The following is a 24,553-nucleotide window of genomic DNA, read 5'->3' as shown; positions in this document are numbered from 1 at the left end:
TCTCCCCCTCGCCGACAGCGGTTGCGGCGACGCCTGCGGCTGCGGCGGCGACCCGGCCCACGACGCCGTGGAGTGCGGCCTCGACCCGGCGCTCGCGCGGATCCTGGCCGACGCCGGGCTCGACCCCGTCCAGGTCGAGGACATCGCGCACCTGGCGATCGCCGAGGACCTGGAGTTCTCCCCGGACGCCGTGGACGTCACGACGGTCGCCACGATCCCCGAGGACGCCGTCGCCACCGCCGACTTCACCGCCCGCCAGGCGGGCACCGTCGCGGGCCTGCGCGTCGCCGAGGCCGTCGTCTCCGTAGTGTGCGCCGACGAGTTCGAGGTGGAGCGGCACGCCGAGGACGGCGACCGCGTCGAGGCCGGGGACGTCCTGCTGAGCATCACCGCCCGCACCCGCGACCTGCTCACCGCCGAGCGCAGCGCGCTGAACATCCTGTGCCGCCTGTCCGGCATCGCCACCGCCACGCGCGCCTGGGCGGACGCCCTGGAGGGCACCAAGGCGAAGGTCCGCGACACCCGCAAGACCACGCCGGGCCTGCGCTCCCTGGAGAAGTACGCGGTCCGCATGGGCGGCGGCGTCAACCACCGCATGTCGCTCGCGGACGCCGCCCTGGTCAAGGACAACCACGTGGTCGCCGCGGGCGGCGTGGCGCGGGCCTTCCAGGCCGTGCGCGACCGGTTCCCCGACGTGCCCATCGAGGTCGAGGTCGACACCCTGCACCAGCTCCGCGAGGTCCTGGACGCGGGCGCCGACCTGATCCTCCTGGACAACTTCACGCCCCTGGAGACCGAGGAGGCCGTGGCGCTCGTCGACGGCCGCGCCCTCCTGGAGTCCTCCGGCCGCCTCACCCTGGAGAACGCGGCGGCGTACGCCAAGACGGGCGTCGACTTCCTCGCGGTGGGCGCCCTGACGCACTCCTCGCCGATCCTGGACATCGGCCTGGACCTCAGGGAGGCCGCCGAGGCCCCCGCGCGCGAGGCGGAGTGACCCGCCATGCTGCTGACCATCGACGTGGGCAACACCCACACCGTCCTCGGGCTCTTCGACGGTGAGGACATCGTCGAGCACTGGCGCATCTCCACCGACGCGCGCCGCACCGCCGACGAGCTGGCCGTGCTCCTCAACGGCCTGATGGGCATGCACCCGCTGCTCGGCGAGGAGCTGGGCGACGGCATCGACGGCATCGCCATCTGCTCCACGGTCCCCTCGGTCCTGCACGAGCTGCGCGAGGTCACCCGCCGCTACTACGGAGACGTGCCCGCCGTCCTCGTGGAGCCCGGCATCAAGACCGGCGTCCCCATCCTCATGGACAACCCCAAGGAGGTGGGCGCCGACCGCATCATCAACGCCGTCGCGGCGGTCGAGCTCTACGGAGGCCCGGCGATCGTCGTGGACTTCGGTACGGCGACGACGTTCGACGCGGTCTCCGCGCGCGGGGAGTACACGGGCGGCGTGATCGCCCCCGGCATCGAGATCTCCGTAGAGGCCCTCGGCGTGCGCGGCGCGCAGCTCCGCAAGATCGAGCTGGCCCGCCCGCGCAGCGTCATCGGCAAGAACACCGTGGAGGCCATGCAGTCGGGCATCCTGTACGGCTTCGCGGGCCAGGTCGACGGCGTCGTACGCCGCATGGCGCGCGAACTCGTGGGCCCGCAGGGCGATCCGCGCGACGTCACGGTCATCGCCACGGGGGGCCTCGCCCCCATGGTGCTGGGCGAGGCCTCGGTCATCGACGAGCACGAGCCGTGGCTGACCCTGATCGGCCTCCGCCTGGTGTACGAGCGCAACGTCTCCCGCGGCTGACACCCCGTCAACCCGCCTGCCCCGCGCCTTCGGAGCGGCGAGACAACCCTGGGCGCCCCCCAGGAGTCTTTGCCGGGAGGGGATCTGATTGGGTGTCCGACGACTGGTTCGGACACGGGTGTGGGCGCGGGTGTCGGATGAGCGTGGGGCGGATGGGACGCAGGGGGCGTTGGGGGAGACGGGTCGCTACGGCGGCCCTCGTGGCGGCACCGCTGGCGGGCCTCGCGGCCCCGGTGGCGGTCGCTTCCTCGGGGGCGGTCGGCTCCTCGGTGGGCGACGGGGTGGTGGTGCGGGATGCCGCGGGGGGCGGCGGCGCCGCCCCCGGTGGCGCCGAGCCGGAGGTGACCCCCGCGCCCTCGGGTGACCCCGCGCCGGGTGATCGCATGGCTGACACGGGGGCGGGGGTACTGCCGTGGCTTGCGGCGGGGGGTGCGGCGGCGCTCGGCGTGGGGGCCGTGGCCTTCGCTACGACCCGGCGCCGACCGGACTGACGCCGGGGGGTCTGCCCTCGCGGGGCGCCCCAGACCCGCCCCTTCACCGAAACCAGGGGCTGCCGCCCCTGGCACCCCGCCCTCATTGCCGCTCCGCGGCTCGTCCTCAAACGCCGGACGGGCTTGATTGTCGGGACGCCGCCCCGCCCCCCAAATAAGCGGATTTTGTCCCGTTTGAGCGTATCGTCGCCCCATGCCCACGCCCTACGGATCCCGCGGCGGAATGGCCTTCGGTGCCCAGGAGCTGCGCGTGCTGCGTCGCGCGCTGGCCCAGGCCCTGCATCCCAGTGCCGTCCGTGACCTCGACGACCAGACCGTCCAGGAGTGCGTCCGCCTCGCCGACGACATCGACGAGGTGGCGCGCGAGGGCGCCCGGCTGCGCGCCTTCCTGGTGGCGGACCTCGCCCGCTACCGGGCGGCGCTGCCGGGCACGGTCACCGGCTACCTGGCCCTGCTCGACGACGTGCTCGCCACCGGCTACCGGCCCACCCCCGACGACCTCGCCGCGCTCCGCGCCCTGCGCGGCAACCCGCGCGCCGCGGCCCTGCTCGACCGCTGCCGCCGTCTCGCCGAACAGGACGTCCGCACCCGCCTCGCCGCGGCCACGGCCGTGCCCCCGTCCCGCACCCGGCTGCTCGCCCTCCCCGGAGGACTAGCCGCGCACCAGGCCGCGGCCAAGGACCCGAAGAAACCGGCCCCCGCCACCCCCGCCCCACCCCGGGAGCGCCCCCGCCCCGTCCCCACGCCCGCCGAGGTGTTCCCGCCCAAGCGCCCGGCGCCGCCCGCCGCGCCGCCCGCCCCGCCCACCGCGCCGCCCTCCTCCCCGTCGCGGCGCCTCGCCGCGGGCTAGCTACGCTGGGGGGCATGGACTACGTCTCCGCGCTCCTGCCCCCGTAGTGATGGCCGTGTTCTTCGTCGGTCTCATCGTGACGATCGTCAAGACCCAGGGCGGCGCCAACAAGGCGAAGGAGGACGCCGCCGTCGACGCGGCCATCGCCCGCGCCGAGTCCGTCCGGCAGACCCCCAAGACCGGCGACGCCTGACCAGCGACGCCAGACCGAGGCCACGGGCCCGCCCCGCAGGTCACACGGGCCCGTCCCGCAGGTCAGCGGCCCCAGCCGCCCACCCCCGGCGTACGACGCGCTTTCGCGTCGTACGCCCTTTTTGCACATAAATGACCGCTATGCCACGTCCATCGCGAGATCGTGGCTCTCGCCCACTATTGTTCTGGTGTGCCTCGCCCCTTGGGAGAACTCGAAGACGCAGTGATGACACGGGTGTGGAAGTGGAACCGCCCCGTGACCGTTCGAGAAGTCCTGGAAGACCTACAGCAGGAACGGTCCATCGCGTACACCACGGTCATGACCGTTTTGGACAATCTCCATCAGAAGGGCTGGGTACGCCGCGAAGCGGAAGGCCGCGCCTATCGATATGAGGCGGTCTCCACCCGCGCCGCCTACGCGGCCGCACTGATGAACGAAGCCTGGTCGCAGAGCGACAACCCGGCGGCCGCTCTCGTCGCCTTCTTCGGGATGATGTCGCCGCAGCAGCGGGAAGCCCTCAGCGACGCCGTACGCATGGTGGAAGCCCACGAGATCCCGGCCCCGCCCGCTCCGGAGAACCCGGACCGGGCCGATCGGGCCGCCGAGAACACCGGCCGGGCCCCGGAGAACCCCGACGCCCAGGACGGCCCCGCCGGGCGATAGCGTCCGCTCATGCCAGCACAGCCCGACGAACTCCCGCCCGCCGAACGCCCCGAACTCCCCGCGCCCCGCCTCCTGGCGGCAAATGCGGTGTCGGTACGCAGGGCCCGTACCGCGGATGTCCCGGCAGTGCGCGCCCTGCTCGACGCGTACGTCCGCCGGGGCATCCTGCTCGACAAAGCGACCGTCACGCTTTACGAGGACATCCAGGAGTTCTGGGTCGCGGAACGCGACGACAACGCCGAGGTCGTGGGCTGCGGGGCGCTGCACGTGATGTGGGAAGACCTCGCCGAAGTGCGCACGCTGGCGGTGAATCCTCAGGTCAAGGGCGCGGGCGTGGGCCATCAGTTGCTCGGTAAGTTGCTCGGGACGGCCCGCTGGCTCGGGGTGCGGCGGGTTTTCTGCCTCACCTTCGAAGTCGACTTCTTCGCCAAGCACGGCTTCGTGGAGATCGGCGAGACGCCCGCCGATACGGTCGACACCGATGTCTACACCGAGCTGCTGCGTTCCTATGACGAGGGCGTCGCCGAGTTCCTCGGCCTCGAACGAGTGAAACCGAACACCTTGGGCAACACCCGGATGCTTCTGCATCTGTGATCGTGACGGGAGTATTCCGGGCAGTCACATGCCCCGGTTCCCTATGTCCGAAACGCGCATGTTTCCCGGGATCTCGTCGAGCCGGTCTCTCCCAGGGGTTTGTGTTTTTCCAAGAAAAGCGGTTTGCTTTCCGACGTACTGCAGTGCTGCATATAACAGGGGGCGGCGATTCGGCGGCCCACGCCGCATGGTCCGGCCCTGAAGTTATCGATGAAAGGAAATCCGGTGGCACAGAAGGTTCAGGTCCTTCTTGTCGATGACCTCGACGGCGGCGAGGCGGACGAGACCGTGACGTTCGCCCTCGACGGCAAGAGCTACGAGATCGATCTCACCACCGCCAACGCCGACAAGCTCCGCGGTCTCCTCGAGCCGTACCTGAAGGGCGGCCGTCGGACCGGAGGCCGTTCCAGCGGGCGTGGCAAGGGGCGCTCCGCCGCGTCGAGCGGCAGCCAGGACACCGCGCAGATCCGCGCGTGGGCGAAGGACAACGGCTTCGAGGTCAACGACCGCGGCCGCGTCCCCGCCTCGATCCGCGAGGCCTACGAGAAGGCCAACGGCTGACGGCTCGCGCGCCGCAGGCGGGCCCGGTGGCACTGCGTCGCCGCCGTGCTCACGAGCCGTACGAGATCACTGCCCGCGGCGGAGCCGGAATGGGGGTCGGTTCCGCTGCCGTCCGTCGCGAGCGCGGCCCGTGGCGCGAGGGACGGCAGGGCCGTGAGGGAGGGCAGCGTCCCCTCCACCTCACACCCGGGCTCGGGGGTCGCAGCCAGACGGCGGCTCCCCGTGACCCCGGCACCCCTGGCACCCCCGGTGGCGTCGGCGCGTCCATCAGACCGCCCGCGCCGAGCGCCGTGAGACCCAGGGGGATGTCCCCCCACTCCAGCCAGTCGAGCAGCCCCGGCAGCTCGTCCGCGCTGCCCGCGGCCACCAGCAGCCGCATCGTCTCGCCCCGCAGCGCCACCGGAGCCTTCGGGCCCAGGTGCCGCAGCGCGGCGAAGCCCGCCTCGGCCGGGAGTTCGAGGACGTCGAAGCGCACCCCCGTGACCAGCCGGACACCGGGGCCGGGCGCCACGGGCCACCCGAGGTCGTGCTCGTACCACCGCCGCACCGGCTCCCACTGCCACGCGCTGGCACGCTCGCGCTGATCGGCCGGCGGCCTGGGGTGAGGAACGGTGAGGGCCATGCCAGAGCAACCGTCCCGGGAGGACCGGGGTTACGCCCCGCGTCACGCTGGGTGGCGCTTCGGATGCGTACGGTGGTCATGGCGGGGGCGTGTGGGCGTACTCCACGGCGCAAGGTTGTTCGCCCGTAGCGGAGGGAACCGGTGTGCGCCGCATGGAGTGTCCGTGCATACGGGTAAGACATCCCTAGTGGGGAGGGGCGACACGCGGCGTTCAGGTGGCTCACGTTCGCCAACGGCGTACTAACGGTGAGGGTAACTGCCTGGCCTGCGGGAACATCGTCTCGCACCATCGGGTTGGAGCATGTGTCGGCGTATGAGTCAGGAAGCGTTCCCTACCGTAGTGAGGGTGATCCGGACGGGTGTCGGCAGTTGGAATGAGCGGTCCCCGCTTGCGGGACTAAGCTGCGGAAGGACAGGGAGGGGACCGACCCCTTACTGCCTGACCGCTCTGAGGAGCGATTAACGATGTTCGAGAGGTTCACCGACCGCGCGCGGCGGGTTGTCGTCCTGGCTCAGGAAGAAGCCCGGATGCTCAACCACAACTACATCGGCACCGAGCACATCCTCCTGGGCCTGATCCACGAGGGCGAAGGTGTCGCCGCAAAGGCCCTGGAGAGCCTCGGCATTTCGCTTGAGGCGGTCCGCCAGCAGGTGGAGGAGATCATCGGCCAGGGCCAGCAGGCCCCCTCCGGCCACATCCCCTTCACCCCCCGTGCCAAGAAGGTCCTGGAGCTGTCGCTCCGCGAGGCCCTTCAGCTGGGCCACAACTACATCGGCACGGAGCACATCCTGCTCGGCCTGATCCGCGAGGGCGAGGGCGTCGCCGCCCAGGTCCTGGTGAAGCTGGGCGCCGATCTCAACCGCGTCCGCCAGCAGGTCATCCAGCTGCTGTCGGGCTACCAGGGCAAGGAGACCGCCACCGCGGGCGGTCCTGCCGAGGGCACGCCCTCCACGTCCCTGGTCCTCGACCAGTTCGGCCGGAACCTCACCCAGGCCGCCCGCGAGTCCAAGCTCGACCCGGTCATCGGGCGCGAGAAGGAGATCGAGCGGGTCATGCAGGTGCTGTCCCGCCGTACGAAGAACAACCCCGTCCTCATCGGTGAGCCCGGCGTCGGCAAGACCGCCGTCGTCGAGGGCCTGGCCCAGGCCATCGTCAAGGGCGAGGTCCCCGAGACCCTGAAGGACAAGCACCTCTACACGCTCGACCTCGGCGCCCTCGTCGCCGGTTCGCGCTACCGGGGTGACTTCGAAGAGCGCCTGAAGAAGGTCCTCAAGGAGATCCGCACCCGCGGCGACATCATCCTGTTCATCGACGAGCTGCACACGCTCGTGGGTGCGGGTGCCGCCGAGGGCGCCATCGACGCGGCGAGCATCCTCAAGCCGATGCTGGCCCGCGGCGAGCTCCAGACCATCGGCGCCACCACGCTCGACGAGTACCGCAAGCACCTGGAGAAGGACGCGGCCCTGGAGCGCCGCTTCCAGCCCATCCAGGTCGCGGAGCCGTCGCTTCCGCACACCATCGAGATCCTCAAGGGCCTGCGCGACCGGTACGAGGCGCACCACCGCGTCTCCATCACGGACGAGGCCCTGGTCCAGGCCGCCACCCTGGCCGACCGGTACATCTCGGACCGCTTCCTGCCGGACAAGGCGATCGACCTGATCGACGAGGCCGGATCGCGGATGCGCATCCGCCGGATGACCGCGCCGCCGGACCTCCGCGAGTTCGACGAGAAGATCGCGGGCGTCCGCCGCGACAAGGAGTCCGCGATCGACTCGCAGGACTTCGAGAAGGCCGCCTCCCTGCGCGACAAGGAGAAGCAGCTCCTGGCCGCCAAGGCCAAGCGCGAGAAGGAGTGGAAGGCCGGTGACATGGACGTCGTCGCCGAGGTCGACGGCGAGCTGATCGCCGAGGTCCTCGCCACGGCCACGGGCATCCCGGTCTTCAAGCTGACCGAGGAGGAGTCCTCCGCCTGCTGCGCATGGAGGACGAGCTGCACAAGCGCGTCATCGGCCAGAAGGACGCAGTCAAGGCGCTCTCCAAGGCGATCCGGCGCACGCGTGCGGGCCTGAAGGACCCCAAGCGCCCCGGTGGCTCGTTCATCTTCGCGGGCCCGTCCGGCGTCGGTAAGACCGAGCTGTCCAAGGCGCTCGCCGAGTTCCTCTTCGGCGACGAGGACGCGCTGATCTCCCTCGACATGTCGGAGTTCAGCGAGAAGCACACGGTCTCGCGCCTCTTCGGCTCGCCCCCCGGCTACGTGGGGTACGAGGAGGGCGGTCAGCTCACCGAGAAGGTGCGCCGCAAGCCGTTCTCCGTCGTCCTCTTCGACGAGGTCGAGAAGGCCCACCCGGACATCTTCAACTCGCTGCTCCAGATCCTGGAGGACGGTCGCCTGACCGACTCCCAGGGCCGGGTCGTGGACTTCAAGAACACGGTCATCATCATGACGACCAACCTCGGCACGCGGGACATCTCCAAGGGCTTCAACCTGGGCTTCGCCGCCCAGGGCGACACGAAGACCAACTACGAGCGGATGAAGAACAAGGTCTCGGACGAGCTGAAGCAGCACTTCCGCCCCGAGTTCCTCAACCGCGTGGACGACGTCGTCGTCTTCCCGCAGCTGAGCCAGGACGACATCCTCCAGATCGTCGACCTGATGATCAGCAAGGTGGACGAGCGCCTGAAGGACCGGGACATGGGCATCGAGCTCTCCCAGTCCGCCAAGGAGCTCCTCGCCAAGAAGGGCTACGACCCCGTCCTGGGCGCCCGGCCGCTGCGCCGCACGATCCAGCGCGAGGTCGAGGACACGCTGTCGGAGAAGATCCTCTTCGGCGAGCTGCGTCCGGGCCACATCGTGGTCGTCGACACGGAGGGCGAGGGCGACGCCGCCACGTTCACCTTCCGCGGCGAGGAGAAGACCGCGCTGCCGGACGTGCCGCCGATCGAGTCGGCCGCCGGGGGCTCCGGTCCCAACCTGAGCAAGGAGGCGTAGCCCGCCGCGGCGCGCGCCTGGGGCTGCCCCGGACCGTTTCGTACGGTCCGGGGCAGCCCCGTTCTCGTCTCTGCGGGGCCTATGGGGCCGGGACGGCCCTATGGGGCCGTTCCTGTGGGGACGTTCCTATGGGGCCGGGATGTTCCAGAAGCCGTTGACGACCTCGACCTCGGCTTCGGGGAAGAGGCCTTCGTAGCGGTCGGCCAGGAAGTGGTGGCCGGTCGCGGGAGTGATGGCCACCTTGCGGGCGCGGGAGAAGACGCGGGCCAGGGCGGAGAGGTCCTCGTCTCCGTAGAGGGAGAACAGGCGCAGCGTTTTGATTCCGGGGAGTTCCGGCGCGTCCTGGAACTCCGGCAGTACGAGACGGTCGAGCCGGAGTTCGTCGAGTGCGGGGTGTCCGGCGATCTCCTGGAAGTCCCCGGCGGTGAGTTCGCACGCGCCTTTGTCCAGGGTGAGGTAGGTCAGGGCCGGCCAGTTCCCGAGCCCTCTCAGTCCGGTGGTGCCGAGTGCTCCCGTGAACAGGGCGAGGGTCTTCAGCGGAGCGCCCACGGGAAGCACATGGGTGAGGTCGTCGCCGTTCAAGGTGTAGCCGATGCCGAGTTGCCTGACCGCCGTCAGGTGTTCCACGCCGCGAATGGGGTGGGGATTGTTCGCGAGGCGCAGGTACAGCCAGTCGAGGCGCAATGCGCTCAGGGGGCTGACATCGGTCACCGAAGGGCAGTTGGACAGGGTGACACTGGTGAGGTGGGGCATGCGCCGGAACGCGGTCAGATCGGTGAGTTCCGGGTTGTCGAAGACGGTCAGGCGGGTGAGCGCGTCCGGGTCGACGAAGGTGAGCAGTTCGTCGGCCGAGTAGGCGCCCGAAATGCTGATGCGGGAGTGCGGGGCCACTCGGCGCAGGGTTTCGGCCTGGGCTCTGGTGCGCGCCGAGAAGAACACGTCGTGCGGCAGGACATGGGCGACGATTTCCTCGGCGAACTCGGCGGTGTCGAATTCGTCCCACGCCGAGAGGACCTGGCTGCGCACGCGCGGATCGGGGTGGTCGCGGAACCGCCGCAGCACCGGGAGCGCGAACTCCTGGCCCACCAGGCGGGCCGTGCAGACCACGCCCAGGGCTTCGTCGTCGGTGAGCCCGTCCGGGCCCGGCAGCAGTTCGAGCGCCAGCGGACCGGCGTCCGCCAGGGTGCGGGCCTCGGCTGCCGTGCGCGGCGGGATCAGGCCCGCCGCCCGGGCTTCGACCTCCGCGCGGACCTCCGGGTCCAGGGTCGTGGCGTCCTCCAGGCAGGCCAGGGCGAGCAGGCTCACGCGGGGGAGTCGTCGGCGGCCAGCAGCTGGCGCAGCAGGCGGCCGCGTTCGCGGGGGCGGGCGTGGGCCACGGCCATGCGGATGACGTCCTCCCACTGGGGGTCCCCGGCGTGGCTCACGAGGGCGTCCAGGTGGCCGTCGGCGACGGCGGCCCGCGCGCCCAGGTAGTCCTGGAAGGTGCGGTGCACGAAGTGGACGACGCCGGGCGCCGGTTCGCGCAGGAGGCCGCTGCGCAGCAGCAGGTGCTGGAAGACGTCCCGGGCGTCTCCCTGCGCGGCGGCGGACGCCACCATGGGCAGGGCGCGCTCCAGGAGGAGCAGGGCGCCGTCCTGGTCCATCTCGGTGCGGCCGCTGAGGATCAGGCTGTAGGCGAGGGACTGGAGGAGTTCGAGCCGCACCTCCTCGGTGAGTTCGATGCCGTCGGGGGCGCCCATGCCGCGCTCCCGGTCGCGCCGGGTGAGCAGCATGGACAGGGCGGCGTCGTACAGTTCCTTGCGGCCCTGTGGGAGGAAGCCGCGCCGCTCGCGGTGCAGGGCGCACATCAGGCCGCACATCAGCGGGTTGGTGGCCATGCGGGCCAGGTCGCGCTTGGTGCGCAGCGCGGCGAGGAGGGGTTCCTCGTACGCGTGCGCGTCGGCGGCGGCGTGCCAGCGGCGGACGAAGGTGGTGACGTCGGCGCGGCGCATGGGCGCGAGGGCCAGCTCGCGAAAGCCCCGGTCGGCGAGCCAGGTGGGGCGCACGGCGGTGGGGCGGGTGGTGACGAGCCACTGGTTGCCGGGGTGGGCGAGGACGAGGCCGAGGAGCCAGTCGCGGGTGCGGGCCCGGTCGGCGGCGGGCACCTCGTCGATGCCGTCGACCATGACGAGGGCGCGCCCGGCGCTCAGGACGCGCTCGGCCCAGCCGTCGGGCGGGGTGAGCGGGCAGCCGACGGCGCTGAGGAAGGCGCCGGGCGCGGGCAGGGCGGCGGCCCTGATGAGCGTGCGCAGCGGCAGCACGAAGGGGACGCGGCTGCCCTCGCGGGCGGCGGTGACCGCGAGCCACTGGACGAGGGTGGTCTTGCCGGAGCCCGCGTCGCCGCGCAGCAGGACGCGGGGGTGCTCGGCGAGGGCCGCGTCGGCGGGCAGCTGGACGGTGACGGGCCCGCCTCCGGAGCCGTCGTCGAGGTCGTCGTGCGGGGCGGTGGCGGCGCCGGTCGCCTCCAGGCTCAGATAGGCCACTTCGAGGGGCCAGCGGTCGGGGGACTCGCGCAGGTCGATGCCGTAGATGGTGATGCGGTTGTGCTGTTCGGCCAGGTAGGGCAGGTAGCGGCGCTCGAAGGAGGCGTCCCGGGAGTCGGGGCGTGGACTCCTGGTGATCAGCTCGTCAAGTTTGACGATGATGTCCCGCTGGGTGCGGCTCTGCTCCACCAGGGTGCGGGCCGTGAACGTGGTGCGCTGGGTGAAGAACTGGAGGATGTGGAGGCACGCCCACTCCGTGAGGGAGCCGAGGAACACGGTGGCGTCCGTGGACAGGCCGGTCGGGATGGGGCGCAGTGCCAGCAGTTCGCGGGCGAGGTCGCGGTGGCCGAGGCGCACGGCCTGCACGTCGTCCATGCGCAGCTCGCCGAGGGCGAGGAGGGTGTGCGCGAGGGCGTCGGCGACGGCCTCCTCCTCGTCGGCGGGGAAGGGCCGCTCGCCGGGTGACTCCACGGCCCCGCGCACCAGTCGCGCGGCGAGCTTGCGCACGTCGCCGTCGGTCAGGGTGCGCTTCTCGCCGCGGAAGGACACCAGGGCGGACAGGCGCACGGGCCGGTCGACGAGGCCCGCGCCGGGGCCCTCCCGCACGAAGAGCTTGCGGACGAGCGGAGCGACCGCGCTGGACGCGAGCCGGGTGCCGAGAACTGCCGGATCCAAGGTCGGGCCCCTTCGCCGTCTCAGGGTCGTGCGGTCCCGCTGTCGGTCACGCGGTTCCGTCGAACGAGGGTACGGGGTCCAGGGGGCCGGTGACGGCGTGGATGACCCGGCTCAAGTCCTCCTCGGACGGCAGGAGTTGCGCGTCGGGTAACGGCTGGGGCGCGTAGGTGGCGCGGCCGTGGCGGGCCTCGATGAGGACGCCGAGGGTGGTGCCGTCCCGCGCCGGGTCGCACAGCAGGTCGTCGATCACCTTGGTGTGTGCGGCGAGCTTGCCGAGCTGGGCGCCCCGGTCGCCCTTGACGTCGATGGCGAAGGCCACGTACCGGTGCAGCCGCAGATGGTAGAAGAGCAGGTCGACGACGTCCGGGCCGTGCGCGGCGGGCACGGGGTGGCGGCAGCCGACGAACGCGAAGCCGGTGCCGAGGCCGGTGAGGTAGCGGACGGTGCGGGCGGCGATGGCCTCCCCGTCGGCGCGGTCGACGCGCTCGTCGTCGTCCAGGCGCAGGAAGTCCAGGCGGTACGGGTCGCCCGCCAGCTCCTCCAGGGCGGGGGAGTCGTCGGGCAGGCGCACGTCGTGGGCGATCGGCGCGCTGCCCTGCGGCACGTGCAGGCGCTGGCGGATGGCGAGGTTCAGCTGCGCCCGCGACCAGCCGTTGCGGACAGCCTCGGTGGCGTAGAAGTCCCGCTCGGCGCGGGTGTCCAGCTTGTCGAGCAGCACCGTCACGTGCCGCCAGGGGAGTTGGGCCACCGGCCGGTGGGTGATCAGGGCGGGCCAGGTGTGGGCCATCTTCGGAGTGCGGACCAAGTTCCGGTACGAGAAGCCGCGTTGGTGGGGGAAGTGCGCCCCGAGGTCGGCGGCGAGCCGCGCCACGACGCCGGTGCCCCACCCTTCCTGGTGCTGGCGGGCCAGGATCAGCTTCCCGATGTGCCAGTACATCTGGACGAGTTCGGTGTTCACGGACCGCCGCGCCCGCACACGGGCCGCCTCGGCGGCGGTCCTGGCCTCGGCCAGGAGATCTTCGTACCTGTGCATGGGGGTGAGGCTGGCGCAGGGGGTGTACGACGGGTGGGGGATCTCCGTGGGGTCATCCGAACGGGCGAGGTCGGGGTTTCGCGGGGGTGCGGGGTGTGGTCGTACGGAGGCGGGGTGGCGCGCGGGGTTACGGGGAGGCCCCCGCCCGCCGGGTGGCGGACGGGGGCCTTGTGTGCCGCGTCGCGTGCTGAACGTGCTGAAGCGGTCAGCTCCAGCGCTGGCGCGGGCCGCCCGTGTCGGCCGTGGCGTTGATGGCCCCGCTGGGGTGCAGGCCGAGGGTGCGGCCGGTGGCCTTGTTCTTCAGCCGCCAGCCCGCGGAGGTGTTCGTCTCGATCCACTTCTGGTAGTTGCCGCCGTTGCAGGCGAGCAGGTAGACGGCGCCGTCGGCGTTGCTGTCGAGGCACTTCCCGGTGAGGTCGTGCTTCATCGTGTACGAGCCGTCGGACTGCTTGGACTCGGTCCACTTCATGCTGGCGCCGGTCGCGGAGGTCGTCCGCACCTTGCCGTTGAAGTACGCCAGGTACTGCCCGTTGCTCTTGTTCTTCCAGGTCACGGAACTGGCGGCGAAGGCCTGCCCGGTACCGGCGAACGCGATGACCGGGGCGAGGGCCACGGCGGCGGCGAAGGTGCCCATCGAGCGCTTCTTCATGGTGTTCCCCCTTGGTGAAAGATCGTTCGCACGCTATCTGGCGTGGGCATGGCGGGCAATGGGTTTGATCTTCGGAGGGGGAGGGTGGGGGTCAGCGGGGGAGGGGGCGGGGTTCGTAGCCGAGGGGGTCCTTGCCGGACCGTCCGGGTTCAAAGACGAGGGCGTGTGTCACATGCGGGAAGAGGCGCGCCGCCACAGGCGCCACCGACGTCCAGTCGGTGCCGACGACCACCCGCAACTCGGTCACATCGGGCAGGGTTAGACCGGCGGGTGCCCAGGCAAGGTCGCGTTCCAACAAGCCGAGGTGCCTGAGCCGGGGCAGCCGGGCCAGCGCCGTCCAGTCCGCTGCGGTTCGTGGCCCGCTGTCGTAGCCGAACACCACCTGCTCCAGCCCCTGCCATGCGTCCAGGAGAGACGGTTCGGTCCAGCCCTCAAGGTCTACGAGGGGGATGTCGAGCCACAGGTAGCTGGGCTCGCAGGCCTCGATCAACCACAAGGCCGCTTCTCCGGAGACACCGTCGCGCAGGTCCAGGTGCTTCGGGCGCAGCCCCAGCCGTTCCACCTCGTCGACCTGTTCGTCGTTGTGCAGCGTGAAGTGCGTGACGCCGTCGTCGAGATGGGCGATGACGTGCTCCGCGTACGGGCGGTACGCGAAACGGTGCCATCCCCACATGAGTTGTCTGCGCACGCGGAAGTCGGAGTGGCGGGCGAAGCGGGCGAGGAACCGGATGGCCGCGTCCGACTTGATGTGCGTGGCCGCGATCACGGTGCTCAGGGCCTCATCGTCTGTCAGGCCGTCCGGCCCCGGCAGCAGGTCAAGCGCCATGGGGCCGACCGTCCCCACCATCCGGGCGTCCTCGTAGGTGCGCGGCGGGATCAGCTCCGCCACGCGCCGCTCCACCGCCTCCCGCACCGCCGGGTCCAGCTCCGCCGCGTGCTCCAGGCAGGCCGCCGCCAGCAGGTGTGCCCGCAGGCGCCCCTGGCCCTGCGGGAGTTCATCCCCGTACGCGACCAGCCCCCGCAGCAGCTCCGCCCGCTCCCGAGGACGGCCCTGGGCCACCGCCATGCGGATGACGTCCTCCCACTGGTCGTCGGCCCCGTGCCGGGCCAGCAGGCCGAAGTCGCCCTCGTCGACCGCCGCCCGCGCCCCCAGGAAGTCCTGGAACGTGCGGTGGACGAACTCGACCGTGTCGGGGCCTGGTTCGCGGAGCAGGCCGCTGCGGTGGAGGAAGTGGGCGTACACGGCCTTCGCGTCGCCGAGGGCGGCCAGCTCCGGTACCGCCGGGAGGGCGTCCGCGATGATCGTGAGGGCGCGCGAACGGTCCAGCTCGGTGCGGCCGTTGCGGATCAGCCAGTAGGCGAGCCGCTGGAGGACCTGGAGCTGGGGCTCCTCGCGGACCTCGGGCGTGCCCATGTGGCGCTCGCGGTCGCGGCGCAGCAGCAGCATGGACAGGGCGGCGGTGTAGAGGTCCTTGCGGCCCAGCGGCAGGAAGCCCCGGCGGTCCCGGTGCAGGGCGCAGACCAGGCCGCACATCAGGGGGTTGGTGGCGAGGCGGCCCAGGTCGGGCTTGGACCGCACGGCGTCCAGGAGCTGGGTCTCGTACGAGGAGAGGTCGGCGTCCTCCCCGGGGGCGCCGGTGCGCGCGGCGGCGTGCCAGCGGCCGATGAACGCCGTCACCTCGGGGCCGCGCATCGGGGCGAGGGTCAGCTCGGTGAAGTCCTCGTCGGCGAGCCAGTCCTCCCGTACGGCGGAGGGGCGGGAGGTCACCAGCCAGCGGTTGCCGGGGTAGGCGGCCATCAGGTCGGCGAGCCAGGCGCGGGTGCGGGCGCGCTCGGCGTCCGGGACCTCGTCGATGCCGTCGACGAGGAGCAGGGCCCGGCGGGCGGCCAGGACGCGGGCCTCCCAGCCGCCGGGCTGGGTGCCCGCCAGGGGCAGCCCACGGACGGCAGGAAGTCCCCGGGCGCCGGAAGGCGCTCCCCGTGGCGGGTCAGGGTGCGCAGGGGCAGGACGTAGGGGACGTGGTCGTAGAGGTAGGCCATGCGCTCGTCCAGGTCCTGCCGGGCCGCCGAGACCGCGAGCCACTGCACGAGGGTGGTCTTGCCCGAGCCCGCCTCGCCGCGCAGCAGCACCCGCTCGTGGGCGGCGAGGGCCTGGTCGGCGGGGCGGGGTGCCGGGTCGAGCTGGGCCTCGTGGATCGGGAACCACTCGTCCTCGATGCGCACGTGCCCCAGGTGCCGCTCGCGGCCCGTCGCCGTGAGGCTCATGTACGCCGCGTCCAGCGGCCACTTTCCCGGGGAGTTGGCGAGGTCGATGCCGAAGATCGTCAGCTTGCCGTGCTTCTTCGCCACGTAGTCCAGGTACCGCTGCTCGAACGCCGCGTCCTCCGCGCCCGGAAGCGGCTCCCTGCGGATCAGCTCGTCAACTTTGGCTACCAGTTCCGCCTGGCGACGGGTCTGCCGTACGAGGGTGTGGGCGACAAAGGCGGAGCGCTGGGTGAAGAAGTTCAGGACGTGCAGACAGGTGGTGTCGAGGAGGCGCGTGTAGAAGAGCGCGGCGTCGGCCGACAGGTCGCGGGCCGGGTCACCGGCGGCCCGGCGCAGGCGGGCCGCGAGGTCGCGGTGGCCCAGCTCCACCGCCTCGACGTCGGTGAGCGTGAGGTCGCCCAGCGCGTGCAGGGTGTCGGTCAGGGCGTGGACGACCGCCTTCTCCTCGGCGGCGGGCACGGGCCGCTCGCCCGCCCGGACGGCCTGGCGCACCAGCTCTCCGGAGAGGCGGGCCAGGTCCTTCCGCGTCAGGCGCCGCTGCTCACCCCGGAAGGAGACCAGGGCGTCGACGCGCACGGGCCCGTCCACCAGGGCCGCCCCGGGGCCGGGGCGGGCGAACAGCTTCCGGATCAGGGGCGTGACCGCTCCGGACGCGAGGCGGATGCCGAGGGTCGCGGGTTCCATGCGCGGAGCGTAGCGCCGGTCACATGGGCCCCGGTCGTGGATCTTGTCGCCGGTGACATGGGGCACAGGGCATACGTCACATACGAGGGCGGATAGTGGCGCCGTCGGGCCACTCCGGGAGGACTTTCGACCCGGGACCCCGCCCCGGAGGTACGGCCGCCCCTAGTAGAGGGGCGTTTTGGGGCCCTGGGCGGGCGCGGGTTACCAAGGGGTGGCCGTCCGGCACGCATCTCCCCCTCGCGTGCCGGACGCCCTGTGTCTTGTACGTCCCCCGTGCCGCCGTCCTCCCCGTGCGGCGGCACCCACGGCACGCCTGTGCCCCGCTCCGGAGGTCCCCATGTCGAAGCGCTCCGCGTCCCGCCATCCCAAGCCGTCCCTGCGCCGTGCGCGGGTGGCCGTCGTCGCCGCCGGTGTCGGCGCGGTGACGGCGCTCGGAGCGGGTGTCGCGGGCGCCGCCCCCAAGGCCCCCGCCCCGTCCTGGCAGCACCCGGTGGACCACTACCGGCTCTCCGCGTCCTTCGGGCTCGGCGGCTCCATGTGGGCCCACAAGCACTCCGGCCAGGACTTCGCCGTGCCGACCGGCACCGTCGTCGAGGCCGTGCACGCGGGCACCGTCGTCAAGGCGGGCCCGAACGGCGCCGGTGACGGCCCCGCGTACGGCAACGCCGTCGTGATCAAGCACGCCAACGGCACGTACTCGCAGTACGCCCACCTGTCGCGCGTCGACGTCCGCGTCGGCCAGGCCGTCGGCACCGGCCAGCGCATCGCCCTGTCCGGCAACACGGGCAACTCCAGCGGCCCGCACCTGCACTTCGAGATCCGTACGACGCCGAACTACGGCTCGGCGATCGACCCGGTCTCCTTCCTCGGGCGGCAGGGCGTGCGCGTCTGACGCCCGCGCGTGCCGTGTTCGGCACCCGTGGCGCGTGTGCCGCGTTCGGCACCCGTGGCGCGCGTGGCGCGCGTTCGGCCCCCATGGCCTCTGCGGCGGGCCCGGCACCGCAGTCGGCCCAGCATCTGTGGCGCGCGGTGGCGCGCCCGGCACGAGCGGGGCGCGCGCGTGTGATCCCCGCGCGTGCGCCCCGGCTCAGGCGCCGTCGTGCGCCTGGGTCACCAGATCGATGGCGACCTCCAGGATGGCCCTGCGCTTCTCCTCGGGGTCGCCTTCGGCGTCCTTGAGCACGAACATCCCGCCGTGCATGGTGAACAGCGCGCTGAAGCAGCGCACCTGCACGGTCATCGGCGTCGCCGGGTCGTCGCCCTTGAGGATGTCCAGGAGCGACAGCATGCGGTCCTTGAAGCTCGCCCCCGTCTTCAGGTCACGCATCGTGGCCTGGTTCTCCTGCATGAAGCGGAACAGGGGCGCGGCGTCGGTGAGGATCTCGCTGTAGCGGGTCAGGATCTCCCGCTTGGTCTCCAGCGTGCGCGGCTGCTCCCCGCCCCACGCGATCAGCTCGTCGATGGGCCGGGTCAGGTCGTCGAAGATGCTGGTGAGGATGTCTTCCTTGGTCTTGAAGTGGTAGTAGAGCGCCGCCTTGGTGACCTCAAGGCGCTCCGCGATCTCCCGCAGCGATGTCTTCTCGTACCCCTGCTCGGCGAAGAGCTCCAGCGCGACGTCCTTGATGCGCTGGTGGGTGTCCCCCCTGCGCTGCTGCTTCCCTGTGCCCATGGGGTGATCCTCGCACTCCTCCACTGCTCCCAGGTGACGCGCCCTTTGCGATCCCTTGGGGTTGGCTTGATGCCTGCCCAACAAACTTACTTGACGCCCGGCTAGTTCGGGGTCTACCTTCCTCGACTGTAGTCAACTTGCCAGGCGGCAAGTAAGTAAGGGTTCGACCGTACGGGGAAGTGGGGACCGTGGCAGCCGTCAAACAGCAGCACCCGGAACAGCAGGCGGACACCGAGCCGCCGCAGCGCAGCGTGCGCGTGGTCGTGTTCGCGCTCATGGTCGCGATCCTCCTCGCGATGCTCGACAACATGATCGTGAGCCCCGCGATGCCCACGATCGTCGGCGACCTCGGGGGCCTGGAGCACCTGTCCTGGGTCGTCACCGCGTACACCCTCGCGACCGCCGCCTCCACCCCGATCTGGGGCAAGCTCGGCGACCTCTACGGCCGCAAGGGCGCCTTCCTCAGCTCCATCGTGATCTTCCTGATCGGCTCCGCGCTCAGCGGCCTCGCCCAGGACATGGGGCAGCTCATCGGCTTCCGGGCCATCCAGGGGCTCGGCGCGGGCGGTCTGATGGTCGGCGTCATGTCGATCATCGGCGAGCTGGTGCCGCCCCGGGAGCGCGGCAAGTACATGGGCATGATGACCGGCGTCATGGCGGTCGCGATGATCGGCGGCCCGCTCGTCGGCGGCACCCTCACCGACCACCTCGGCTGGCGCTGGGCGTTCTACATCAACCTGCCGCTCGGCGTGGTCGCCCTGTTCATGGTCAGCGCCGTGCTGCACCTGCCCAAGCGGCAGGCCCAGGGGCGGATCGACTACCTCGGCGCCGCGCTGCTCACCGTGGGCATCACCTCGTTCGTCCTGGTCACCACCTGGGGCGGCACGGAGTACGCCTGGGACTCGGCCGTGATCATGGAGCTGATCGGCCTCGGCGCGGCCGCGCTCGTCGGCTTCGTGTTCGTCCAGCAGAAGGTCGCCGAGCCGGTGCTCCCGCTGCGGATCTTCCGCAGCCGCAACTTCACCCTGATGTCGGTGATCGGCTTCCTGTCCGGCTTCGTGATGTTCGGCGCGATGCTGTTCCTGCCGCTCTACCAGCAGGCGGTCCAGGGCGCCTCGGCCACCAACTCCGGGCTGCTCCTGATGCCGATGCTGCTCGGCATGATGGCCGTCTCCATGGTCGCGGGCCGGGTCACCACCGCCACCGGCAAGTACAAGCTCTTCCCGATCGTCGGCAGCGTCCTGATGGGCGTCGGCCTGCTGCTGCTCGCCCAGATGGACACCGAGACCTCCCGCCTCACCTCCGGCGTCTACATGGCGGTCCTCGGCGCGGGCATGGGCTGCCTGATGCAGATCACCATGCTCGTCGCGCAGAACAGCGTCGAGATGAAGGACATGGGCGTCGCCTCCTCCTCGGCCACGCTGTTCCGCACGCTCGGCTCGTCGTTCGGCGTCGCCGTCATGGGCGCGCTGTTCAACGACCGGGTGCAGGAGGAGATGACCCGGCGCGCCGGTGCCGCGGGCGGCGAGTTCACCGAGAAGTCCGCACAGCTCGACGCGGAGAGCCTCGCCAAGCTCCCCGCGGTGATGCGGGACGCCTACCAGCACGCCGTGTCCTCCGGCACGCACGCGGCGTTCCTGCTGGGCTCCCTGATGGCGGTGGGCGCGCTGATCGCGGCCTTCTTCGTCAAGGAGACGCCGCTGCGGGGCGCCGCCCCCGGCGACAAGAAGCCGACCGGGGGCGCGGACGGGGACTCCGCGCGCGGGGCGGACCAGACGGTGGCAGAGGCCGTCTGAGCGGCCGCCCGCTCTCCCCGGTCCCCGACGGCCCCCGGCGCCTTGGCGCCGGGGGCCGTTGTCAGTGGTCCGTGTCAGCATCGGTGACGTGGAGAAACTGCGGCAGCTTCGCCTGGCGAAGGACGCGATGGACCGCGACTGGGCCGACCCCGACCTCGACCTGGCCGCGGTGGCCGCCTGCGCGGGCTACTCCCGGTATCACTTCCTCCGCGCCTTCAAGGAGGCGTACGGGGAGACACCCGGCCAGTACCTGTCGCGCCGCCGCATCGAGCGCGCCGAGGACATGCTGCGCTCGGCCGACCTGGCGGTCACGGAGGTGTGCCTGCTCGTGGGGTTCACCAGCCTCGGGACGTTCTCGTCGACCTTCAAGCGCCAGACCGGCCTCACCCCCAGCGAGTACCGGGCGAAGCACGTGGGCCGCGGCGCCGCGCTCATACCGGGCTGCTACGCACTGCTGTGGGCGGGCGGCTTCCCCGCAGACCGGACCGCACCCCCGGGACCCCAGGGACGCCAGGGACCCCCGACTCCTCGGACCGTGCCCCCGAAGCCCCCGAAGCCCCCGAAGCCCCCGAAGCCCCCGAAGCCCCCGAAGCAGCCCCCGAAGTGCCCGAACCCCCGGTCTCCGAGCGCCGCAATTCTCAAGAAGCGGAGTGAGTGAGCCGCTGCCTACCGTGACGTGGCAGGCAGGAACCCCCTCACCAGGAGCACACCATGATCAACGGCCTCTCCATCGCCACCGTCTGGGTCCTCGACCAGGACCGCGCCAAGGAGTTCTACACCCAGAAGCTGGGCCTCGAGGTCCGTACGGACATGACGCTCGGCGAGGGCGGCATGCGCTTCCTCACCGTGGGCGCCAAGGACCAGCCCGAGGTCATGCTGGCCCTGATGGTGCCCGGCGGCCAGGGCATGGACGCCGAGTCGGCCGAGGCGCTGCGCAAGCTGGTCAGCAAGGGCGTCCTGGGCGCCGCCCTGAGCACGGACGACATCCACGGGGACTACGAGAAGCTGAAGGCCCGCGGCGTCGAGTTCCTCCAGGAGCCCCAGGAGCGCCCGTACGGCACGGAGGCGATCTTCCGCGACGACTCGGGGAACTGGTTCTCCTTCACCCAGAAGCGGGAAGGAGGCCTCGACCTGGACAAGGACTGGGGCTGCTGACCCCGGGCCGACCGCTCAGTGGAGCCCGACTGCTCAGTCGAGCCCGACCGCTCAGTGGAGCCCGACCGCTCAGTGGAGCCCGACCGCTCAGTCGAGGTCCGGCAGCTGGAGCATCGGATAGCTCCCCGTGTTCGTCGGCGCGTGCTCCGGCAGCCACAGCACCGCCACCGCCCCCTCGGCGGGCTCGTCGGGCGCCGCGCCCGGCGCGCGCACATTGCGGAACGTCAGCCGGGCGCCGAGCACCCGCGCCTGACCGGCCGCGATGGTCAGGCCCAGGCCGTGCCCGCGGCCCGCGCGGTCCGCGGAGCCGGTGCGGAAGCGGCTCGGGCCCTCGGCGAGCAGCGCCTCGGGGAAGCCGGGACCATGGTCGCGCACGCGCACCACGCGGCCCTCGACGCTGACCTCGATCGGCGGCTTGCCGTGCTTGGCGGCGTTGAGCACCAGGTTGCCGATGATGCGCTCCAAGCGGCGCGGGTCGGTGGTGACTTCCGACTCGTGCACCACCGTCACCCGCACCTCGGTGTTGAGCAGCGCCATCCGGCGGCGGACGAACTCGCCGAGCATGATGTCCTGGAGCTCGGCCCGCTCCGACGCGGAGTCGAGCCGGGCCACTTCGAGCACGTCCTCGACGAGCGTCCGCATCGCCTGCGCCCGGTCCTTGACCAGCTCGGCGGGGCGGCCCGGCGGCAGCAGCTCGGCCGCCGTGAGCAGCCCGGTGACCGGGGTGCGCAGCTCGTGCGCGATGTCGGCGGTGACCCGGCGCTCGGCTTCGAGGCGCTGCTTGAGCGCGTCCGCCATGGCGTCCACGGCCTGCGCGAGGTCGTCGGTCTCGTCCCGCACGTACCCGCCGATGGCGTCCTGCACGGACACCTCGGTCTGGCCCTGGGCGACCTCGCCCGCGGCCGTCGCGGCCTTGCGCAGCCGCCGGGCGATGTGGCCGCCGATGAGCACGCCGATCGCGCAGCCGCCGAAGACGACCGCGATCGAGCCGATGACCAGGGCCTGGTCCAGGTCCTTCATGATCGTGGCGTTGCGGTCGGCGAACCGGCTGTGCACCGACAGGACCCGGCCGTCGTTGAGCGGCACGGCGCCCCAGATGTCGGGCACGCCCCCGTCGTGCTCCTGCACGTAGGTGGCGCGGCGCCCGGTGATGACCTTCTTGCGCAGCTCCGGGGGAGCTGCGGGTCGTCGATCTTGGTGCCGTAGATGGCGTTGGTGGTGCCGCGGGTCTCGTAGTTGCGCTGGGCGATCTGGACGCGCTCGTCCTGGAGGTCGCGCGCGTTGTCGAGCATGGACACGCGGGCGGCGTTGTGCACGACGAGGCTGAGCGCCACCGCGATGAGGGCGCCGACGAAGGCGATGGCCGCGGTGATCTTCCAGCGCACGCCGGTGCGCAGCCTGCTGCCGACGAGGGACAGCAGCCGCTCGCGCGCCGTGCCCCCACCCGGGCGCCCGCCCGGCCGTCCGAAGCCGCGGCGCCCGCCGGGGCGCGCGCCGCCGCCGGTCGGTACTCCGCCGCCGGGCCGCTTCCCGGAGCCGGTCGGCGCGCCGGGGCGCTTCCCGCCGCCGCTCGGTGCGCGGCCGTCGCGCGCGTCCGGGCCGGGCCGCCCGCCGCGCACCCTGGACCAGGTGATCCCCTTCATGCCCCCGCCCATGGCCGCCCCTCGTACTGACCGGTCAGCGGTGGCCGCTGCCGTCGCGTGCGTGCCCGCGCGCGGGGGCAGTTCTCCCGCCGCGCGCGCGGCGTCCGGTGTAGCCGCATGCCCCCAGCTCACGCCCTGAGCTTGTAGCCGAAGCCGCGGACCGTCTCGATCCGGTCCTGGCCCACCTTCGTCCGCAGCCGCTGCACGTGGACGTCGACGACGCGCGTGTCACCGCCCCAGCCGTAGTCCCAGACGCGCTCCAGGAGCTTGTCGCGGGACAGGACCGTGCCGGGCGCGGCGGAGAACTCCAGGAGGAGGCGCATCTCGGTCGGCGTCAGCGCGACGGGCGCGCCGCCGCGGCGCACCTCCATGCCCTCGGTGTCGATCTCCAGGTCGCCGAAGGTCAGCACGCCGCCGTCGGCCGGTCCCTGTTCCCGCGCCGCGGGCGCCGCCTGCCCGGAGCCGCTGGCGTGCCCGAAGCGCCGCAGGACGGCGCGGATGCGGGCGACCAGGACGGCGCCGTCGAACGGCTTGGTCACGTAGTCGTCGGCGCCCGCCTCCAGGCCGAGCACGACGTCGATGGAGTCGGCGCGCGCCGACAGCATGATGACCGGGACCGTGGACTCCTCGCGGATGCGGCGGCACAGCGACACGCCGTCCATGCCGGGCACCATCACGTCGAGCAGCGCGATGTCGGGCCGGTCGGCCCGGAACGCCTCCAGGCCGAGCAGCCCGTCGGGCATGGCGGTGACCACGAAGCCGTCGCGCTCCAGGGCGAGCTGCGTGGCCTCGCGGATGACGTCGTCGTCCTCGACGAACAGGACATGGGTGTGTTCTGCCATCGGGTGCTCTCAGTTCCGGGGTCTCGGTCGGGGCGTGGTCTTGGTCGGGGGCGTGCGCCGGAGGGGGGTGGGTCGGGTGCTGCCGGTTTGGCGGGGCGGCGGGGTGCTGGGCTGCCGGGGCGGACGGCGCGGTGGAAACGGGCCGTGGCCGTGGCTGCCCGTCAGTCCGCGTCCGCGTCCGGGCCCGCGCCCGTACCCGTACCCGTGTCCGTCTCCGCCTCCGGCTCGGCGGGCTGGCTGTCCACCGTGGTGTTGTAGTTGTTGCGCGTGCGGTCCTGCTCGGCGAAGTGGTTCGCCTTCCAGCGGTACGTGATGATCTCTTCGCCGGTCGGGTCGGCCACGGAGCTGTCCTTGTCGTACATCTGCTTGCTGACGACCAGCTCGCCCCGGTCTATCTCGGCGTAGACGGGCGGCTGCTCGTCCGTGAACACATTCTCGTACGTCTTGCCCTCGGGACGGTAGACGTAGCTCCCGATCCCCACCTTGTCGCCGCATGTCATGACGTTCACGACGATGTCGGACGACGCGGCCCTGGTCAGGTTGCCGTAGGACACGTCCACCGGGTAGTCGTCGGTGGTGCAGGGCTTCAGGTCGCGCTTGACGGCCAGGCTGACCTTCGGGTCGCCCTTGACGAGCCGGACCGCGTCGACGCTCTTCGGGGTCGGCGACGGGGACGCCGAGGGCGCGCTGGGGGGCACGGCGCCGACGCGCGCGGGCCCTTCGTCGCGGGTGCCGGAGCCGCCCGTGGAACAGCCGCCGAGCGCGAGCAGCAGGCCGAGGGCGGTGAGCCCGGCCCCTGCCGTGCTCACCGCCTTCCGCCTGCTGCCCAACGCGCCGGTCCCCTCAGGG

Annotated in this window: 15 protein-coding genes and 6 pseudogenes; 12 read left to right on the top strand and 9 right to left on the bottom strand. The window is 71.9% G+C overall.

Translation table 11 applies throughout. From position 1 onward, the window contains the following. Window positions 1-67: 67 nt before the first annotated feature. The 7 genes from nadC (at window position 68) to ACOBQU_RS16900 (ending at window position 5,159) form a co-directional block, all read left to right on the top strand. On the top strand, window positions 68-994 hold the full coding sequence (nadC, locus tag ACOBQU_RS16930; protein WP_423627882.1) for a carboxylating nicotinate-nucleotide diphosphorylase: 927 nt from the start codon (window positions 68-70) through the stop codon (window positions 992-994). 6 nt (window positions 995-1,000) lie between these two features. Next, window positions 1,001-1,807: a type III pantothenate kinase gene (locus ACOBQU_RS16925; RefSeq protein WP_423627880.1), complete on the top strand. Its 807-nt coding sequence runs from the start codon at window positions 1,001-1,003 to the stop codon at window positions 1,805-1,807. Between the two features lie 714 nt (window positions 1,808-2,521). Continuing rightward, window positions 2,522-3,148, top strand: a complete 627-nt coding sequence (locus ACOBQU_RS16920) for a hypothetical protein (protein WP_423634550.1) — start codon at window positions 2,522-2,524, stop codon at window positions 3,146-3,148. Window positions 3,149-3,197: 49 nt separating this feature from the next. Beyond that, complete coding sequence (locus ACOBQU_RS16915; protein ID WP_423635029.1) at window positions 3,198-3,341, top strand: hypothetical protein; 144 nt, start codon at window positions 3,198-3,200, stop codon at window positions 3,339-3,341. Window positions 3,342-3,566: 225 nt separating this feature from the next. Then, on the top strand, window positions 3,567-4,004 hold the full coding sequence (locus ACOBQU_RS16910) for a BlaI/MecI/CopY family transcriptional regulator (RefSeq protein ID WP_423634548.1): 438 nt from the start codon (window positions 3,567-3,569) through the stop codon (window positions 4,002-4,004). Between the two features lie 9 nt (window positions 4,005-4,013). Further along, the gene (locus ACOBQU_RS16905; protein ID WP_423627878.1) at window positions 4,014-4,598 is read left to right on the top strand and encodes an amino-acid N-acetyltransferase; all 585 of its coding nucleotides are present in this window, start codon (window positions 4,014-4,016) and stop codon (window positions 4,596-4,598) included. Window positions 4,599-4,823: 225 nt separating this feature from the next. Next, window positions 4,824-5,159: a histone-like nucleoid-structuring protein Lsr2 gene (locus ACOBQU_RS16900; protein ID WP_423627876.1), complete on the top strand. Its 336-nt coding sequence runs from the start codon at window positions 4,824-4,826 to the stop codon at window positions 5,157-5,159. Here ACOBQU_RS16900 and ACOBQU_RS16895 read toward each other — a convergent pair. Continuing rightward, a pseudogene (locus ACOBQU_RS16895) lies at window positions 5,138-5,781 on the bottom strand (SCO3374 family protein). The gene ACOBQU_RS16900 and the pseudogene ACOBQU_RS16895 sit on opposite strands and share 22 nt — an antisense overlap. A 465-nt stretch (window positions 5,782-6,246) precedes the next feature. Here ACOBQU_RS16895 and ACOBQU_RS16890 point away from each other — a divergent pair. Then, a pseudogene (locus ACOBQU_RS16890) lies at window positions 6,247-8,771 on the top strand (ATP-dependent Clp protease ATP-binding subunit). 126 nt (window positions 8,772-8,897) lie between these two features. On the opposite strand, the pseudogene ACOBQU_RS16885 reads toward ACOBQU_RS16890, so the two are convergent. From ACOBQU_RS16885 to ACOBQU_RS16870, 4 genes and pseudogenes are all read right to left on the bottom strand, one after another. Further along, window positions 8,898-11,968, bottom strand: a pseudogene (locus ACOBQU_RS16885) (NACHT domain-containing protein). A 46-nt stretch (window positions 11,969-12,014) separates the two neighbouring features. Further along, a complete protein-coding gene (locus ACOBQU_RS16880; protein ID WP_423627874.1) occupies window positions 12,015-13,001 on the bottom strand; it encodes a PDDEXK nuclease domain-containing protein in 987 nt (328 codons plus the stop codon). A 205-nt stretch (window positions 13,002-13,206) separates the two neighbouring features. Next, window positions 13,207-13,650: an RICIN domain-containing protein gene (locus ACOBQU_RS16875; protein WP_423627872.1), complete on the bottom strand. Its 444-nt coding sequence runs from the start codon at window positions 13,648-13,650 to the stop codon at window positions 13,207-13,209. A gap of 91 nt (window positions 13,651-13,741) precedes the next feature. Then, a pseudogene (locus ACOBQU_RS16870) lies at window positions 13,742-16,599 on the bottom strand (NACHT domain-containing protein). Window positions 16,600-16,936: 337 nt separating this feature from the next. Here ACOBQU_RS16870 and ACOBQU_RS16865 point away from each other — a divergent pair. Continuing rightward, entirely contained in the window at window positions 16,937-17,491 is a 555-nt protein-coding gene (locus ACOBQU_RS16865; protein WP_423627870.1) for a M23 family metallopeptidase, read from the top strand. 195 nt (window positions 17,492-17,686) lie between these two features. On the opposite strand, the gene ACOBQU_RS16860 is transcribed toward ACOBQU_RS16865, so the two are convergent. Then, window positions 17,687-18,268, bottom strand: a complete 582-nt coding sequence (locus ACOBQU_RS16860) for a TetR/AcrR family transcriptional regulator (RefSeq protein WP_423627868.1) — start codon at window positions 18,266-18,268, stop codon at window positions 17,687-17,689. 188 nt (window positions 18,269-18,456) lie between these two features. Between ACOBQU_RS16860 and ACOBQU_RS16855 the strand changes: the two genes are divergently transcribed. From ACOBQU_RS16855 to ACOBQU_RS16845, 3 genes and pseudogenes are all read left to right on the top strand, one after another. Beyond that, entirely contained in the window at window positions 18,457-20,064 is a 1,608-nt protein-coding gene (locus tag ACOBQU_RS16855; protein WP_423627866.1) for an MDR family MFS transporter, read from the top strand. Window positions 20,065-20,191: 127 nt separating this feature from the next. Beyond that, window positions 20,192-20,575 (top strand): annotated as a pseudogene (locus tag ACOBQU_RS16850) (helix-turn-helix transcriptional regulator); the annotation flags it as partial. A gap of 200 nt (window positions 20,576-20,775) precedes the next feature. Continuing rightward, on the top strand, window positions 20,776-21,219 hold the full coding sequence (locus ACOBQU_RS16845) for a VOC family protein (protein ID WP_423627864.1): 444 nt from the start codon (window positions 20,776-20,778) through the stop codon (window positions 21,217-21,219). An 87-nt stretch (window positions 21,220-21,306) separates the two neighbouring features. Here the strand turns inward: ACOBQU_RS16845 and cseC are convergent. From cseC to ACOBQU_RS16830, 3 genes and pseudogenes are all read right to left on the bottom strand, one after another. Continuing rightward, window positions 21,307-22,874, bottom strand: a pseudogene (gene cseC, locus ACOBQU_RS16840) (two-component system sensor histidine kinase CseC). Window positions 22,875-22,990: 116 nt separating this feature from the next. Next, window positions 22,991-23,704, bottom strand: coding sequence for a two-component system response regulator CseB (cseB, locus tag ACOBQU_RS16835; RefSeq protein ID WP_423627862.1), 714 nt, complete (start codon window positions 23,702-23,704; stop codon window positions 22,991-22,993). 161 nt (window positions 23,705-23,865) lie between these two features. Then, window positions 23,866-24,513: a hypothetical protein gene (locus ACOBQU_RS16830; protein ID WP_423627860.1), complete on the bottom strand. Its 648-nt coding sequence runs from the start codon at window positions 24,511-24,513 to the stop codon at window positions 23,866-23,868. Between the last annotated feature and the right edge of the window lie 40 nt (window positions 24,514-24,553).

The organism is Streptomyces sp. G45, from assembly GCF_049542095.1.
Classification (GTDB): Bacteria; Actinomycetota; Actinomycetes; order Streptomycetales; family Streptomycetaceae; genus Streptomyces.
This window is presented reverse-complemented; position numbering and strand designations above follow the sequence as displayed.